Source organism: Ruegeria sp. YKSF070, from assembly GCF_059612725.1.
This window is the reverse complement of the sequence record NZ_JBXWRD010000003.1, coordinates 166,790-179,736: the sequence shown is the minus strand read 5'-3', so window position 1 is coordinate 179,736 and position 12,947 is coordinate 166,790. Positions and strand designations below refer to the sequence as shown.

Annotated in this window: 12 protein-coding genes; 3 read left to right on the top strand and 9 right to left on the bottom strand. The window is 61.9% G+C overall.

Annotated features, from left to right (window positions below; all coding sequences use genetic code 11):
- On the bottom strand, positions 1-521 hold a 521-nt coding region (locus AC2FL1_RS02905), incomplete at its 3' end, for a helix-turn-helix domain-containing protein (protein ID WP_496875922.1).
- A 178-nt stretch (positions 522-699) separates the two neighbouring features.
- Here AC2FL1_RS02905 and ilvD point away from each other — a divergent pair.
- Positions 700-2,532 carry a dihydroxy-acid dehydratase gene (gene ilvD / locus AC2FL1_RS02900; protein WP_496826463.1) on the top strand — a complete coding sequence of 611 codons (1,833 nt, stop codon included), beginning with the start codon at positions 700-702 and terminating at the stop codon, positions 2,530-2,532.
- A gap of 149 nt (positions 2,533-2,681) precedes the next feature.
- Here the strand turns inward: ilvD and AC2FL1_RS02895 are convergent, their stop codons facing one another.
- The gene (locus tag AC2FL1_RS02895) at positions 2,682-3,611 is read right to left on the bottom strand and encodes a hydrogen peroxide-inducible genes activator (RefSeq protein ID WP_496826465.1); all 930 of its coding nucleotides are present in this window, start codon (positions 3,609-3,611) and stop codon (positions 2,682-2,684) included.
- A 100-nt stretch (positions 3,612-3,711) separates the two neighbouring features.
- Here AC2FL1_RS02895 and AC2FL1_RS02890 point away from each other — a divergent pair, with 100 nt between their 5' ends.
- On the top strand, positions 3,712-4,680 hold the full coding sequence (locus tag AC2FL1_RS02890) for a sodium-dependent bicarbonate transport family permease (protein WP_496875921.1): 969 nt from the start codon (positions 3,712-3,714) through the stop codon (positions 4,678-4,680).
- Positions 4,681-4,898: 218 nt separating this feature from the next.
- On the opposite strand, the gene AC2FL1_RS02885 is transcribed toward AC2FL1_RS02890, so the two are convergent.
- Positions 4,899-5,717 carry a sulfotransferase family protein gene (locus AC2FL1_RS02885; protein WP_496826469.1) on the bottom strand — a complete coding sequence of 273 codons (819 nt, stop codon included), beginning with the start codon at positions 5,715-5,717 and terminating at the stop codon, positions 4,899-4,901.
- Between the two features lie 147 nt (positions 5,718-5,864).
- Between AC2FL1_RS02885 and AC2FL1_RS02880 the strand changes: the two genes are divergently transcribed.
- Positions 5,865-7,442 (top strand): DUF5928 domain-containing protein, encoded by a 1,578-nt coding sequence (locus tag AC2FL1_RS02880; RefSeq protein WP_234144334.1) that lies wholly within the window; start codon positions 5,865-5,867, stop codon positions 7,440-7,442.
- Between the two features lie 6 nt (positions 7,443-7,448).
- Here the strand turns inward: AC2FL1_RS02880 and AC2FL1_RS02875 are convergent, their stop codons facing one another.
- The 6 genes from AC2FL1_RS02875 to AC2FL1_RS02850 form a co-directional block, all read right to left on the bottom strand.
- Positions 7,449-7,769 (bottom strand): c-type cytochrome, encoded by a 321-nt coding sequence (locus AC2FL1_RS02875; protein WP_496875926.1) that lies wholly within the window; start codon positions 7,767-7,769, stop codon positions 7,449-7,451.
- 173 nt (positions 7,770-7,942) lie between these two features.
- Entirely contained in the window at positions 7,943-8,587 is a 645-nt protein-coding gene (locus tag AC2FL1_RS02870) for a DUF1523 family protein (protein ID WP_234138671.1), read from the bottom strand.
- 10 nt (positions 8,588-8,597) lie between these two features.
- A complete protein-coding gene (locus AC2FL1_RS02865) occupies positions 8,598-8,864 on the bottom strand; it encodes a hypothetical protein (RefSeq protein ID WP_496826475.1) in 267 nt (88 codons plus the stop codon).
- Between the two features lies 1 nt (position 8,865).
- Positions 8,866-10,215 carry a DUF6638 family protein gene (locus AC2FL1_RS02860; RefSeq protein ID WP_496875920.1) on the bottom strand — a complete coding sequence of 450 codons (1,350 nt, stop codon included), beginning with the start codon at positions 10,213-10,215 and terminating at the stop codon, positions 8,866-8,868.
- Positions 10,212-10,994: a hypothetical protein gene (locus AC2FL1_RS02855; protein ID WP_496875919.1), complete on the bottom strand. Its 783-nt coding sequence runs from the start codon at positions 10,992-10,994 to the stop codon at positions 10,212-10,214. Before AC2FL1_RS02855 ends, AC2FL1_RS02860 begins: the two co-directional genes overlap by 4 nt.
- A complete protein-coding gene (locus AC2FL1_RS02850) occupies positions 10,991-12,928 on the bottom strand; it encodes an AAA family ATPase (RefSeq protein ID WP_496875918.1) in 1,938 nt (645 codons plus the stop codon). The genes AC2FL1_RS02855 and AC2FL1_RS02850 overlap by 4 nt, the downstream gene beginning before the upstream one ends.
- Positions 12,929-12,947: the final 19 nt, after the last annotated feature.

Here is a 12,947-nt window from a genome sequence, read left to right as displayed (position 1 = left end):
ATGTTCAGAAAGGCCGCGCCCGCAGGTCCGGCCCGATAACCATGCGGCAGGTCGGCGGCAAAGCGCAGCCCCTGCCCCGCCGCCAGCGGCACCCAGTCGCCCTCGCGTAGAACCTCAAGCGCGCCCTGCAATACGAACACCTCTTCGGTGACACCGGCGGCATGAGCGGCGCTTTGGTGGCATTGATCGGGCCTCAGGGCGACGTGAAAGGTCTCGGCCCCCAACAGCGGGTCAAAGGGAAACACGATCTTGACCTCGATACTGCCGGGAAAGGTCACGGTGCGGAACAGCCGAGCATCATGCGGATCGCGCAGCGCGGCAGGGCCGAGCAGCGCGCTCAGCGGCATCTGGAAGCCTTTGGCGATCTTCCACAGCGTGGCGATGGTGGGGCTTGATTCGCCACGCTCGATCTGGCCCAGCATCGCCTTGCTGACTCCGGTCAGCTCGGCCACCTTGGCCAGGCTCAGGCCCGCCGCCGCCCGCACCTCGCGCAGTTTCAGGGTTGTTTCGTCCGGCTGCATGCCTCGTGCCCCGCAAATACTCTTGTGCGTTATAACGCCCATGCTGTAGCGTACGCTATAACGTCCGCCCCGGTCAGACAAGGGTCAGGCAGGGGCGGGCAAGGCAAAATCAACCGGCGCGACCCAAGCGCGCCGACCCAGATCAACCGCCCGCTGCGGGCAAAAGGGAAACAGCAAGATGCCAATGTACCGATCCAGAACCTCGACCCATGGACGCAACATGGCTGGCGCGCGCGGGCTCTGGCGCGCGACCGGCATGACCGACAGCGATTTCGGCAAGCCGATCATCGCCATCGTCAATTCCTTCACCCAGTTCGTGCCGGGGCACGTGCACCTGAAGGACCTGGGCCAGATGGTCGCCCGCGAGGTCGAGGCCGCCGGCGGCGTCGCCAAGGAATTCAACACCATCGCGGTGGATGATGGCATCGCCATGGGCCATGACGGCATGCTTTATTCGCTGCCCTCGCGCGAGGTGATCGCCGACAGTGTCGAATACATGGTCAACGCCCATTGCGCGGACGCGATGGTCTGTATCTCGAATTGCGACAAGATCACGCCGGGCATGCTGATGGCGGCGATGCGGCTCAACATTCCCTGCATCTTTGTCTCGGGTGGGCCGATGGAGGCAGGCAAGATCGACATCGCCGATCTGGAGATGACCAAGATCGACCTGGTCGACGCCATGGTCGCCGCCGCCAATGACAAGTTCACCGACGAACAGGTGCAGCATATCGAGGAAAACGCCTGCCCCACCTGCGGATCCTGTTCGGGCATGTTCACCGCCAACTCGATGAACTGCCTGGCCGAGGCGCTGGGGCTGGCGCTGCCGGGCAATGGCTCAACGCTCGCCACCCATTCGGACCGCAAGGCGCTGTTCCTCGAGGCAGGTCGTCGCATCGTGGAGATCACCAAACGTCATTACGAGGGCGAGGAGAAGGGCTTGCTGCCGCGCGAAATCGCGACGTTCGAGGCGTTTGAAAACGCGATGAGCCTGGATATCGCCATGGGCGGCTCGACCAATACCGTGCTGCACCTGCTCGCCATCGCCCATGAGGGCGAGGTGGATTTCACCATGTCCGACATGGACCGCCTCAGCCGCAAGGTGCCCTGCCTGTGCAAGGTCGCGCCCAATACCGCAAACGTCCATATGGAGGATGTGCACCGCGCGGGTGGCATCTTTTCGATCCTGGGAGAGCTGAGCCGCGCCGGGCTGCTGCATGACGATTGCGGCACGGTGCATTCGGCCTCGATGGGCGAGGCGATTGCGAAATGGGATATCAAGGTCGCCAACAACCCCGAGGCCGAGAGCTTGTTCAAGGCCGCGCCCGGCGGCGTGCGCACCACCCAGGCCTTTAGCCAGTCGAACCGTTACAAGGAGCTGGATACCGATCGCGAAGGCGGCGTGATCCGCTCGAAGGAGCACGCCTTCAGCCAGGATGGCGGGCTTGCGGTCCTGTTCGGCAATATCGCCGAGGATGGCTGTATCGTGAAAACCGCCGGCGTGGACGCCTCGATCCTGCAATTCACCGGCACCGCCCATGTCTGCGAGAGCCAGGACGACGCGGTCAACAACATCCTGACCGGCAAGGTCAAGGAAGGCGACGTTGTGGTGATCCGCTATGAGGGGCCGCGCGGCGGGCCGGGCATGCAGGAGATGCTTTATCCGACCTCCTATCTGAAGTCGAAAGGGCTCGGCAAAGCGTGCGCGCTGCTGACCGACGGACGCTTCTCGGGCGGCACCTCGGGGCTGTCCATCGGTCACGTCTCGCCAGAGGCGGCCGAGGGCGGCACCATCGGTCTGGTCGAGGACGGCGACCGGATCGAGATCGACATTCCCAACCGCCGCATTCATCTGGCAGTGTCCGACGAGGTGCTGGCCGCGCGCCGCACCGCGCAAGAGGCCAAGGGCTGGCACCCGGCCAAACCGCGCAAGCGCAAGGTGTCGACCGCGCTCAAGGCCTATGCCAAGCTGACCACCAGCGCCGCCAAGGGCGCGGTGCGTCAAGTCTGACCTCTCTCAAGGGGCGGCTCGGTCCGCCCTGGCGGGCGTCCTCGCCTGCAATCTGGCGATGCGGGCGCCGCGCCATTGGCGCGGCGCCCGGCCCAACGGGAGGAGGTATTTCGCCAGATATATCGACGACGGGCGGGAGGGGCCCGTTTTCAGCTTTCGTCCTCAGCCCTGTCCGCCGAGATCCCCAAGGCCTCTGCACCCTGCCGCAAGGCGCCTGCGATCAGGTCGGTGCCCGCCATTTCCTCGCCACCACCCAGTTGCAACAGCGCAATATCCCGGCTTGCCTGCGCCGCCACCAGGGGACGCAGCACCGTTTCATGCCCGGCCTCGCCCTGCCGGCGCACATAGACCTCGGGCAGGATCGCCACCCCTGCGCCCGACGCCGCCATCAGCCGGATTCCATCCAGACTGGTGCCCTCGTATTCCTCGGACACCACGCCGCCGCATTCCGAGGCCAGCGCATAGACGATGCGCGACAGGCGGTGACCCCGATCAAGCGTCAGGAACATCCGCCCGCGCAGATCACCCGCGCGCACAGGGCCCGAGCCTTGCGCCAGCGCATCATCGCGCGCCACCGCGATCCAGAGCCGCTCGGAAAACAGCCGTGTCTGCACCGTGCCGGGATGATCCTCGGGCGTCGAGATGATCAGATCGAACCGCCCCGCCTTCAGCCCCTGTTCCAGCCACTGCGTGCTTTCCTCGCGCACCAGGATCCGCAGTTCGGGGTGGTTGCGATGCAGGGCGCTGACCACGCCGGGCAACAGATAGGGGCCGATCGAGGGCAACACCCCCAGCCGCAGCCGCCCGCCAAAGGGCACGCCTCCCGAGGCGGCGGCGCGCAGATCCTCCATCTCGCGCAGAATACGCCGGGCGCGGCGGATCAACTCGGCCCCCTGCGCCGTCGCAACCACGCCTGTACGGCTGCGATGGAACAGGCGCAGGCCAAGCTCGGCCTCGACCTCGGCGATTTGGGCCGACAGGCTCGGCTGGCTGACGTTGAGCGCCGAGGCGGCAAGGCCGAACCGGCCAAGCCGGTCAACGGCGACGATGTATTCGAGCTGACGCAGAGAGGGGCGCATGACAGATAGCCTGAAACTATGAATATCACTGGCATCATGTATTAGCCTTATCCGTGAAGGCAAGCGATGAGACGCGAACGCACGAAACCAAGGACCTCTCATGCCCCTCATCCTCGACAGCCTGACCGTCAATCTGATGACCCCCACCATCCTGTTTTTCGCCCTTGGCCTGATCGCCGCCTTCGCCCGAAGCGACCTGTCGATCCCCGAAGGCGCGGCCAAGCTGATGTCGATCTATCTGCTGATGGCCATCGGCTTCAAAGGCGGCGCCAGCCTGGCGGAGCATGGCATTCACGCCGACCTCTTCGCGGCCATCGGTGCCGGTGTCGCATTGTCCTTTGCGCTGCCCTTTGCCGCCTATCTGCTGTTGCGGGCGATGACCCGGCTCGACCCGATGAACGCCGCCGCCGTGGCGGGGCATTACGGGTCGATCTCGATCGTCACCTTTGTCACCGCCACCAGCCTGCTGGAGCTGGGCGGCTACAGCTACGAGGGCTACATGATCGCGGTGGCCGCCGCGATGGAGGTGCCCGCGATCCTGTCGGCGCTGTGGCTGGCGCATCGGGGCGGCGCCCGGACCGAAGGCACCGATCACCTGTGGCGCGACCTGCTGGCCAATGGCTCGATCGTGCTTCTGCTGGGCGCATTTGTCATCGGCGCGACCACCGGCGGCGACGGGATGGAGACCATCGCCCCCTTCATCGTCACCCCGTTCACCGGTGTGCTGTGCCTTTTCCTGCTGGATATGGGCCTGTCCGCCGGGCGCAGCCTGCTGCGCAACCGGGCGCTGCTGACGCCCGGCCTGTTTGCCTTCGGTCTGCTGATGCCGGTCCTGTCCAGCCTGCTGGCGCTTGGTCTGGGTCAGCTGATCCCGCTGTCGCCGGGCGGCCTGTTCCTGCTGATGGTGCTGGCGGCCTCGGCCTCGTATATCGCGGTGCCTGCCGCGATGCGGATCGCTCTGCCCCGCGCCGAAAGCGGTGTCTATCTGACCCTGTCTCTGGGGGTGACCTTTCCCTTCAACGTCACGCTGGGCCTGCCGCTTTATTTGTGGCTGGCCGGCGTCAACTGACCCATATCGGGCGCTGCTGTTCCGACTTTGGCTGAACAGCAGCGCCCGCCCCGTCAAAGCGGTCGCGACCCGCTCGCTGTTCGCACTGACTATCTCGCAGGCCGGATCGTCGAGGCCATTGTCACAGGACAGCAGACCGCGAACGCAATAGATCGCGCGCCAGCAACCTGCACCGCGGATAGAACCCTGCGGAACTGGGCGGGGTCGTGGTCGACGCCCTATTCGCCCAGCTTGGCGTGCACCTCGTCCAGGTCGATCTCGTCGATTGGCATCTTGTTGGCCGGGTTCTCGAAATCGTATTTGAACAGGTCGAAATCACGCTTGTAGATTTCGTAGACCAGGTGTTTCGACAGATCGTCGAAGTAATCCTCGACCGGATGAAGCCGTTTTGGTCCGTGCCCCTCGCTCTCGTTGAAGCGGGGGATCTTGTCGAGCCTGACCTTGTGCGGCGTCTCGATATTGTCGAGCACCTCCTGCATGCCGTCATTGAACGCCTCGGTCCAGAAGATCTTGTCGTAGCGACCGCCATTGCAGATGAAGGTCGAGATATGGCCCGACATGGCTGACCAGTGAATGTCCGGGTCCATCGGCCGCCGCCAGCGGATGGTGTCGCGCGCGAACAGCAGGAACCGGCGGAAACTGGCGATCTGGTCAAACTCCTGTTTGCCGTCTTCGCCACCGACCTCGACACCGTACTTATAGACCAGCATCGGCACCAGATTGCCGCGATAGCGCTTGCCGTTGCGCTGGATGCCGCAGATCTTGTCGAAGAACGAACTGAGGATACGGGTATAGGGATTGCGCACGCAGGTGAACGAATAGGACCTGTGCGCCTTTACATTACGGGTGATCGGCCCCTGGCTGGCCTCGAGCGCCCACTTGTGCAACCCGGCCTGCGCATCGTGGATGTCGCCATCGAAGAACGCGCCATGATCCGAGTAGTACATGATCTGTCCGATGGTCGAGCAGGCGCATTTCGGCACCACCCGATAGACCACGCTTTCACTTTCCGTCATCCAAGTGCCGGGAAAACCCATCTGCCTTGCCTCCTTTGCCTGTTCCGCCATAGTCTGGCTTCAGGCGTCTTTGCGCACCAAAAAAACAAATAAACTCTGTTTATTCAATCGGCCTTCACCTTTATCAGGGTAGACAAAGAGCAGAAACAGGGACCGATCGTTTCCGATATGGCAAAAATCGCCTATATTCTCCTGTGCCACAAGGATCCGGATGCGATCATCATGCAGGCAGAGCGGCTGACCGCCGCAGGCGACTACATGTCGATCCATTTCGACGCCAGCGCGCGCAAGGCAGACTATGCCCGTATCCGTAGCGCGCTGTCCGACAACCCGAACGTCACCTTTGCCCGGCGCCGCATCAAATGCGGCTGGGGGGAATGGTCGCTGGTGCAGGCCACGCTCAACGCCATCGAGGCCGCTGTCGAGGAGTTTCCCCGAGCCACCCATTTCTACATGCTGTCGGGCGACTGCATGGCGATCAAGACCGCCGAATACGCCCACAGCTTTCTGGACGCTGAGGACAAGGACTATATCGAAAGTTTCGATTATTTCGAAAGCGACTGGATCAAGACCGGCTGGAAGGAAGAGCGACTGATCTATCGCCACTGGTTCAACGAGCGCACCCAGAAACGCTTGTTCTACACCATGTTTGAGGCACAGAAACGGTTCGGACTGACGCGCGAAATTCCAGGCGACATCCAAGTGATGATCGGCAGTCAATGGTGGTGCCTGCGCCGCCGGACGATCGAATGGATCCTCGAGTTCACCCGCAAGCGCCGCGACGTGATGCGATTTTTTGCCACCACTTGGATCCCGGACGAGACCTTTTTCCAGACTCTGGTCCGGCACCTGATCCCCGAACACGAGATCGACCCGCGCACGCTGACCTTTCTGATGTTCTCGGATTACGGCATGCCGGTCAGTTTCTACAACGACCATTACGACCTGCTGCTTAGCCAGGATTTTCTGTTCGCCCGCAAGATCAGCCCCGAGGCGAAGGAGCTGAAGGCGCGTCTGGGCCGGCTCTATGCCGCGCATGGGGTGCAGTTCCAGATCTCGAACGAGGGGCGCAACCTCTACAAGTTCCTGACCGGACGCGGCCGGATCGGGCGCCGCTTTGCCATGCGGTTCTGGGAGACCGAAAGCACGCTGGGGCGCGAACGCGAACTGATGATCGTGGTGTGCAAGAAATGGCACGTGGCCAAGCGGTTGCTGGAACAGATCCGGCAAGTTACCAACGTGCCCACCATCGAATACCTGTTCAACGAGGAAAGCACACCGCTACCTGACCTGGGCGGCATTCAGGCAACTCTGGAGAAACGGACCCGGCACCGCCGCGCCCTGATGCGAATGCTGTTCGAGTATTTCGAGACCGATCGACTGGTGATCTGCCTCGATCCCTCAAACCTCGATCTTATGCACGATTTCTTTTCCGACCGCTCGGTGACCCGGATGCTCGAAGTCGAATGCCAGTTCACCGACGACTACCTGATCGGCCATTCCTATCGGGTGGGGCTCGCCGGCGAGCGCACGCCCAAGGCGACGCTTGAACGATTGCTGCCCACCATTCGCAACGAAATGACCTATGAGGCGGACCGCATCCGCGATGCCGGCTTTGCCCGATATGGCCGGGTTCACCAGACCTCTACCCCGGAAGAGAACGCCGACAAGGTGGCCGAGTTCCTGTCGATCCCCTGGGATCAGGCGTTGCGGATCACCCAGACCGACCATCTTTTTGCCGATTGAACCATCTCAGCGGATGCCATTCGCAACCTGAAGCTCGCGAACATAGCTGATGATCATTGCAACATCGGCCCGGCTAAGGCCCTGAACCGGGGGCATATCCCCAAACCGCCAGTGATGCGCGCGCACACCTTGAGAAACCGCACGCTGAAACGCCTCGTCTCCATGATGCGAAGGCTCGTAGATCTTGTGTACCAAGGGCGGTGCGACCTCATCCTGCCCCTCTGCGTTGGGACCGTGGCAGACAAGACATTTTGCCTCGTACGCCCGGGCACCGATCTGCGCGTTCTCTGAAAGACTCTGAGGCAAGGCCACAGACACCAAGGCCACCCCTGTATTCGAGGCGACCGGTTCGACCGCCTTTGATCGCGGATACAAGACATATGCCGCCACGGCGACGGCCACGGCCAGAATGATGATGACAGCGCGATTCACTTCATGCTCCCCAGGATGCGTGACCCGCTTCTGAAGGTTCCAGCCAGTGAAAGGTCAAGCGTGAAGTTCTATTTCGATTTCCAGCTGTCCAGCCAGCGCCGGAACCGCCCCCGACGCTCTTCGATCGCCTCGCCGGCAGCATAGAGGCTGTCTTCGACATCCTCTATCACCGGATCGATGCGCCGCTGCCGGAACCGGCGCCAGCGAACCCAGATCGCCCAGACCAGCGCCGCCAGCAGGATCAGGATGATGATGTTCAGCCAGGGGATCAGGCGGACATCCGGCCCCGCGACCGGCTTGATTGCGACCGCGTTGGGAAAGATCGACAGGAATTCATTTCGCCAGCCGTAATGGGTGACCGCTACCCATTCAGGTTTGTCCTTTGACGAAATCGCGTCATTCGCCTCGGTATAGAGATTTGCGGTGTCGAACTTGAAATAGGGCGGCCAGCTCCAGCTGGTATCCTCGTTGCGATAGACACGCGGTCGGCCTTCGGGTGTCACCCCCTGGATGAACTGGACATCGCGGTTGATGATCGCCACCGACTGGTCGTCGGGCCGCGACCAGAAGATGCGGGTCCAGTCGTTCAGCTCCTGCCGTTCCTCATAGGTGTTGACGATGCGCACGATATCGCGCTGCGGCAACGTATAGTGCAAGAAGGCGGCGACGCTGAGCCAGAACAGCCCGATGATCACCCATTTGACATAGCGCATGGCCAGGTCCTCACTTGAAATTCACGATATAGATCAGCACTGCGATCAGCACCCAGGGCACGAAGTAGACCCCCAGGATCAGCTTGCGCCGAAACGATTTGTCATAAGCCCTGAGGCCGCGCGAAACAAAGGCCTCCTTGTCGCCGGTCTTGCCCTTTTCCTCCCACCAGCGCTTCAGCTTGCCGCGCCGCACCGCCCGGGAATAGAACGACAGGCCGATATAGGCCACGGTCTGCACCACAAGCAGGACAACGACAAGTCTGAGAAGTCCGAACACCCTATCTCCTCCGTATCGCGCCCCAGGGGCCGACCCGCGCGATCATCCGCTCGTCCAGTCCGGGCGGGCTGTCTGCGCTCTCCATGTCCGGCTCATGCCCGAACAGCGCCGCACGGGCGCCTGCCTTGTCCACCTGATACTCGCGCGCGAGGAAATCGGCAACGAAGCTCTTCTTGGCCTCGCTCCAGGTGGCATAGAGACGATAGAACAGCTCCTTGTGGCAGATGAAGAGCTGGCGGGCATCCAGCGGCGCCAGTTCCGCCAGCAGCATGTTGACCAGATCGCGGTCGGGCGTATCCGCCGCGCGCAGACCATAGAAATAGGCCGGATGATCGGCCGAGATGCGCGGCCAGTCGCCACCGTTCTCGGCCCAGCGCGCCAGTTCGGCCAGCCCGTGATACTCATCGGGCAGCCTGTCGGCATGCATCCGCGCCAACCGCCGCATATCGCCCCGGTCCAGCCCCGCCGGGTTCAGCCCAGCGCCTGCGGCGGTGTCGATGACGATGAAATCCATCTTTTGCCGCAGCACCGCCGCCGCATCCATGCCGCGCGCCCGCACGATGGGTTCGGCCAGCTTGTTGTAATCGAGGAACTTGGCAATCCGGTTGCGCTCGCTCAGGTCGAACACGTATTTCACCGGCATCTCGTCGCGCGGCTTTTCGCCCGCGCAGATCATCGCCGGGTGCTGCACATCGGGAAACAGGTAGAGCCCGCCGAAATGCGCCGTCCAGAAATTGCGCTGCTCATGCGCCTTGTGGCTCAGATGCACGGGGTTGCGGCTGATATCACCGGTCTGTTTCGAAATGCCGATCATCTCGGCGATCAGCACATCGTCGAACCAGGCATCGTTTTCGGTCTTAAACCTCTCGATCATCGCCGCCAGCTTGTCGGCGTTCTTCAGCGTGCCGCCGACAGTGTCGGCCTCGATCTCGATCTTGCGCAGGGTGAAAAGGTCGGCGGGCGAGCGCAGCCGGAAGACAGAGTTCACCAGCTCTCCCGCCACCGCATCGGTGGCGGTCAGCGCAAAGATCTGCGCCTCGTTCGCCTCGATGAACTCGCGCAGGATGGGGCGCGAGGTCGAGAATTTGACGTTCAAGAGCGGCGCGCGCTTCTGCTCGGGCGTCAACAGGATGAACTGCCGGTTGACCCCGTTGGGGTTGAGGTAGAGCGGATCGCCCAACTCGTCCCCGATCTCGGGCGAATAGCCCGAGATGTCGATATGGAAATCGGTAAGCGCGGTGGTCTTGCCCGCCAGATGCTGGAGCGCGCGATTATACCGCTCCACCAGCGCCGGGCTGGAGATATGCACGAGATTGCCGAACATCAGGCCGGATTGGATGAGGCGGATCATGGTTCAAGAAACTCGACAAACACTGGCGTTTTTCTACGCTTAGGATCCCCAACCAGACTAGATGGGATTTCATAAGCCCCCTCACTCCAGCCTATTTCCGGTACAACCGAGAAAACCAACTTGTCAAAAAAATAGGCGCACACCTCTCCAAGTACGTGTGTGGATTTTTGATTCCATTCGAGCCAGCTCAGGAAGGCGCCATTTCGTTCATTTATGCTTGGAAGCGCCTTCCATTTCCTTTCCAATCTTGCCTGAAACATGACCTCCTCACCCAACGGATAAAAGTCATTTCCACCATGAACATGGGTGTACAATCTGCAATCGGCCTGATCACGAACATGACTTAAGTTGCCTTTTGCGGCTTTGAATGAGTAGTGGTATGCCGCTTCGTTCCTTATATCCCTAGCCGTATCATAGCCTGCGCCAGACCGGATCGAGTTGATCTTCTCCGCAGCGGCGCTAGCCAAGCCTAGTAAAATATTATCTTTGACTTCGGGCTTTTTACCAAAGAATGCCTTATCAAAAAAATCGATGACCTCAAATAGCTTCGAGCTCCAAGTGCGCAAAACAACGAAATACTGAATTTTAATAGCGCTGTTTACAGCGTCAAAATCAGTCATTTTAAGCTCTTGCGCAACAAACAATCTTTGCAGAGCATTTATTTCACTTACTGCATAGCTAAGGACCGCAAGAACCGCTTGATGTTCTTCCGGTAATGATCTGAAGCCTTCACGAGTAAGATCATATTGAATTAGGGAAACTTTCCTTGTTTCGCTCAACCCTTCCCCTCCAGATACCGCTTCTTCGCCACTTCCATCCGCCCCATCTCGCGCACCATGCCGTCGATGGCCACCTCGTCGGACTTGTCGGCATAGCGGAACTCTGAATCCGCATAGCGGTTGATCTCCTGCACCACCATGTCGACCGTGATGGGCTGGCGCAGCTCCTCGATCATCGCCAGCTTGGTGTCATAGTCGCGAAACAGGAACAGATCGGGGGTCTCCATCCACTCATCGGGCAGTTCGAAATCCATCGCCCGCACCTTGACCGCGTCGGTGATGTTCTTGATTGCGCGGCCGGTAAAACGCTCGTCGGCCTCCTGTATCCCTTTCAGATAGGTCCCCAGCTTGGCGATGGTGTCGAGCGGGCCGACCTGCGCCCCCACCCTCTCCCATACCTGCGCCAGCCCGGCCTCTTGCGGGCGGCCATGGGCGGCGAAACTGGCCGCCACCGCGCGCTTGATCTCTTGCGCGGCATAGAGGTCATGCGCGCCCAGCGGGATATCGTGGCGCTTGCCCAAGAGCAGGGCCAGAATATCGATGTAATCCTCGCGCGTCTGCGGCCCGTCGACCAGGAACCGCGCGCCCGCGCGCTGGCGCAGGGCGTCGTCGACATTCTCGGGATAGTTCGAGAACATGCCGAAGGTGCAATTGCCCCGCACCACGGTATTGGCACCGGCAAAGGCCTCCATGAACACCGCCGTCACCTCCTGCTGGCCCGCGCTCGACTGGCGGTCGCCGCGCTTGCCCGCGATCTGGTCGATATCGTCGATGGTGCCGAACCCGATCACGCCGGGATCGAGCACATTCTGGACAAAGGCCTTGGCATTCTGGCCCGACTTGCCCTGATAGCTGTCGATATTGTCGATGCCGAAGTTCTGATAGCGGAACGGATAGCCCGCGTTGCGGCAGTATTCGTCGATCAGCCCCGCCATCATCTGGATCAGCGTCGTCTTGCCGGTGCCCGGCTTGCCATCGCCCATGAAGGTGAAGATGAAGCCGCCAAGTTCCGCAAAGGGGTTCAGGCGGCGCTCGAAATCATAGGCCATCAGCATCTTGGCCAGCTTCATGGCCTGGTATTTGGCGATATGGTTGCCGACCACCTCGTTCGGTTTCTTGAACGTCATGGTCAGTTTGGTCGAGCGCGCCTTGGCCGCGGGCGTAAAGCCGCGCAGGGTGAGATCATCGGCCTCGACATGCCAGGCGGCCCCGGTGAAGGGCCCCAGATGCCCGGCGCCTTGAGCGCGCGCGGCGGCCTTGGCCATCAGCTGTTCGGCAAATCCGGCGGTGGTGGCGATCAGTTGCGCGTCGTCACCCGCGAACTGCTCCAGCTTCTGGTCCAGATCCCACAGCGCCCCGTGCAGCGCCACTTGCGCATTGTCGGTCAGAAACTCCTCGACCTCGCCCACCTCGACCGAGGTGGCGCCCAGATGCGGCGACAACAGATAGGCCAGCGCATTGCCGAACACATGGGTGACAACCAGCGCCTCGGCGGTCAGCAGTTCGGTGAACTCGCCCTTGCGCGCCGCCGGCAGGTCGCCCGCCAGATTAGCGCGTTTCAGATCGCCCAGCGGCGTACGCTCGCCATAGCCCTCGCCCATGGCCAACGCGATGGCCAGCGCCCGACGGATCGCCTGCGCCACGGTGGCCTGTACCGGCGAGACCAGCGTGTCGCCGTCATCCGCCGCCTCGATCCGCTCGCGCAGATGCACCCCGTCGGGCCGGGTGGTGCGCCGCGTCACCAGACCGGGGGTGGTCGAGCGGAACCGCCGCGCCGTTGGAATGCCCGGCGAGCGCTCCTCCGCCCTGGCGGGCGTCCTCACCTGCGCCACGCGCGGCGCATGGTCGAACCCGTCCAGCAGCGCGGTGGCCGCCGGGTAATGTGCGCGGATCGCCTCTTCGCGCAGTTCCATCTGGTCGGATGTCAGGCTCATGTCACTACGCCCCTGTCTT

Coding starts and splice junctions, on each gene's coding strand:
- AC2FL1_RS02880 (WP_234144334.1), top strand. CDS start 5,865: ATGGCAAAAATCGCCTATATTCTCCTGTGCCACAAGGATCCGGATGCG.
- AC2FL1_RS02885 (WP_496826469.1), bottom strand. CDS start 5,717: ATGGGTTTTCCCGGCACTTGGATGACGGAAAGTGAAAGCGTGGTCTAT.
- AC2FL1_RS02890 (WP_496875921.1), top strand. CDS start 3,712: ATGCCCCTCATCCTCGACAGCCTGACCGTCAATCTGATGACCCCCACC.
- AC2FL1_RS02850 (WP_496875918.1), bottom strand. CDS start 12,928: ATGAGCCTGACATCCGACCAGATGGAACTGCGCGAAGAGGCGATCCGC.
- AC2FL1_RS02860 (WP_496875920.1), bottom strand. CDS start 10,215: ATGATCCGCCTCATCCAATCCGGCCTGATGTTCGGCAATCTCGTGCAT.
- AC2FL1_RS02895 (WP_496826465.1), bottom strand. CDS start 3,611: ATGCGCCCCTCTCTGCGTCAGCTCGAATACATCGTCGCCGTTGACCGG.
- ilvD (WP_496826463.1), top strand. CDS start 700: ATGCCAATGTACCGATCCAGAACCTCGACCCATGGACGCAACATGGCT.
- AC2FL1_RS02870 (WP_234138671.1), bottom strand. CDS start 8,587: ATGCGCTATGTCAAATGGGTGATCATCGGGCTGTTCTGGCTCAGCGTC.